Annotated in this window: 3 protein-coding genes; 2 read left to right on the forward strand and 1 reads right to left on the reverse strand. The window is 75.2% G+C overall.

The window, feature by feature from the left end; all coding sequences use genetic code 11:
• A partial coding sequence (locus AB0O00_RS35300) for a zinc-binding dehydrogenase (RefSeq protein WP_363658794.1) occupies positions 1 to 263 on the forward strand: 263 nt, incomplete at its 5' end.
• Between the two features lie 67 nt (positions 264 to 330).
• The gene (locus tag AB0O00_RS35305; protein ID WP_363658795.1) at positions 331 to 1,095 is read left to right on the forward strand and encodes a VOC family protein; all 765 of its coding nucleotides are present in this window, start codon (positions 331 to 333) and stop codon (positions 1,093 to 1,095) included.
• Here the strand turns inward: AB0O00_RS35305 and lnt are convergent.
• A partial coding sequence (lnt, locus tag AB0O00_RS35310; RefSeq protein ID WP_363658796.1) for an apolipoprotein N-acyltransferase occupies positions 1,071 to 2,572 on the reverse strand: 1,502 nt, incomplete at its 5' end. The two genes, AB0O00_RS35305 and lnt, sit on opposite strands and share 25 nt — an antisense overlap.

Raw genomic sequence — 2,572 nt, forward strand, 5'->3', positions numbered from 1 at the left:
TGCTCGTGGCCGTCGCCCGGGGCGCCGTCCTGCTCGGTGCGGAAGATCCTGCTGAGCACGCCGGGTGCGGGGTGCGTGGCGGATGTCTGTACGTCACCCGTTCCACCACCTCCGAAACCCTCGCCGAGCTGGCCGCCCTCGTCGCCGCCGGCGAGTTGGACGTGCACATCACCGGCCGCTACCCGCTGGCCCACGCCGCCGAGGCGCTCGCCCTCGTGGAGTCCGGGCATGCGAAAGGCAAGCTGGTTCTCGAAGTCTCGTGAAAACAAGCAGAATTGACGAGTCGTCAGATATAACGTCCACAACCCCCGAAGAGCCAGAGAGAAGCGCATGAAGCAGAACTCCGCCACCGTCGGCGCCCCCTGCTGGGTCGAGCTGGGCACCTCCGACCCCGCTGCCGCCCAGTCCTTCTACGGCGAGCTGTTCGGCTGGCGCGCCGATACCGACGTGCGGCCCGAGGCCGGCGGCTACACGCAGATGTTCCTCGGCGACGACCCGGCCGCCGCCGTCACCCCGCTGTACGGGCCTCAGCAGCCGACGGCCTGGACGGTGTCCTTTGCGGTCGCCGACGCCGACGCCACCGTCGCGACGATCAAGGCGCGCGGCGGCAAGGCGCTGATGGAGCCCGCCGACGTGTTCGACCTCGGCCGGTTCGCGGTGGTCGCCGACCCGTCCGGCGCGGTCTTCACCCTCTGGCAGGCCCGGGCGTTCCAGGGCGCCGGCGTGTTCAACGAGCCCGGCGCGCTCGGCTGGGTCGAGCTGGCCACCCGGGACGCGGAGAGCGCGACGGCCTTCTACCCGGCGGTGTTCGGCTGGTCCGTCACCGCGTCCCCGCAGTACACCCAATGGGGCCTGGCGGGTGCGGACTTCGGCGGCATGATGGTGATGGACGACCGCTTCCCGCCGCAGGTCCCGCCGCACTGGCTGGCGTACTTCGCGGTCGCGGACGTCGACAACACCGTCGCCCGCGCGGGTGGCCTCGGCGCCGACGTCCTGATGCCCGCCATGGACGTCCCGGACGGCCCGCGCATCGCCGTCCTGCGCGACGCCCAGGGTGCGGCGTTCGGCGTCTACCGCGCCGGCGACGAAGGCTGACCGTCCCCGGACTCCCCGTCGGCCACCCGAGCCCCGTCGGCAACCCGCCGCGCCCGCCCCCGCCACACCGAGGCCGCCGCCCCCGCCGTCACGAGCAGGGCCGCCACTGGCACGACGTCACCGACGCGGTCGTACCAGGTCAGCGTGTCGGGCGCGGTGAGCGGCACCCGTACGGTCAGCGCCCCCGTGCCGTCGGTGCCGAGCCGCGCGAGCTCGCGCCCCTGCGCGTCGAAGGCCGCCGAGACCCCCGTCAGCGAGGCCTGCACGGCCGGACGGCCGGTCTCGGCGGCCCGGATCGCGGCGAGCGAGACGTGCTGCGCCGGCGCCCAGGTGCGCTGGAACGTCGAGGTCGACGACTGGTAGACCAGCACCCGGGCGCCGTCGCGCGCCGCCGTGCGCGCCATGTCGGGGAACGCCGACTCGAAGCAGATCAGAGCGCCGACCGGCAGCGCACCGCCCGCCCGGTCGGTGGCCGGCAGCACGTGGAACGAGGTGCCCGGCGCCCGGTTCTCGCCCGCCGCCCGGCTGACGCCCGCGATCCACCCGAGGACCGGCCGCAGCGGGATGTACTCGCCGAACGGCACCAGCCGGATCTTGCGGTAACGGTCCACGACGCCCGCCGGGGAGACCAGGACGGCGTCCTTCGAGATCCGCCCGTCGGCCTTGCGCGCGTCCTCCCCGGCGATGACCTGTGCGCCGGTGGCGGCGGACAGTTCGCGCAGCCGGTCCAGCGCGACCCGGTCGCGGTCCAGGTCGGAGGCTGTGCTGCTCTCGCCCCAGACGACCAGGTCCACCGGCCGTCCGCCGAGCGCCGCCGTGGCCCGCGCGCTCGCGTCGAACCGGGCCTGCGGGTCGTCGACGATCCCGGGCTGGACGAGCGCCACCGTCACCGCCCCCGCCCGCACCGGCGCCTCGCGCAGCGCGAACAGCAGCGGCCCGGCCACCAGCACCAGGACGGCAGTCAGCGCCGCGACGGCGCGCGGACGCCAGGGCGCGGCCGTCAGCACGGCCAGCACCCCGGTGTTGACCGCCACCACCGCCGCGCTGACCAGCCAGATCCCGCCCGCCGAGGCCAGCGCGAGGACCGCCGGGTGCTGCCACTGGGTGGCGCCGAGCAGCGCCCACGGCCCGCCGAGCGCGTGCCAGGAGCGCGCGTACTCGGTGGTCAGCCACAGTGCGGGGACGACGGCCAGGGCGAGCAGCGCCCGGCGGGCCGTCAGCGGCGGGTGCAGCAGCCGGTGCACGCCGTACCCGACGACGGCCTGCAGCGCCCCGAACAGGACGGCGAGCACCGGCAGGCCCGGCCCGATCGACGGGACCAGCCAGTACATCCCCGTCAGGATGAAGCCCGCGCCGAACCACCACCCGCGCACCGCCGCCTCCCGCCCCGACGGCGCCCGCTGCATCAGCAGCAGCCCCGGCACCAGCGCGATCCACGCCAGCCAGGCGAGCCCCAGCGGCGGGAAGGCCAGCACCG

This window comes from Kitasatospora sp. NPDC093558 (genome assembly GCF_040683475.1).
Taxonomy (GTDB): Bacteria; Actinomycetota; Actinomycetes; order Streptomycetales; family Streptomycetaceae; genus Kitasatospora.

Coding starts and splice junctions, on each gene's coding strand:
- AB0O00_RS35305 (WP_363658795.1), top strand. CDS start 331: ATGAAGCAGAACTCCGCCACCGTCGGCGCCCCCTGCTGGGTCGAGCTG.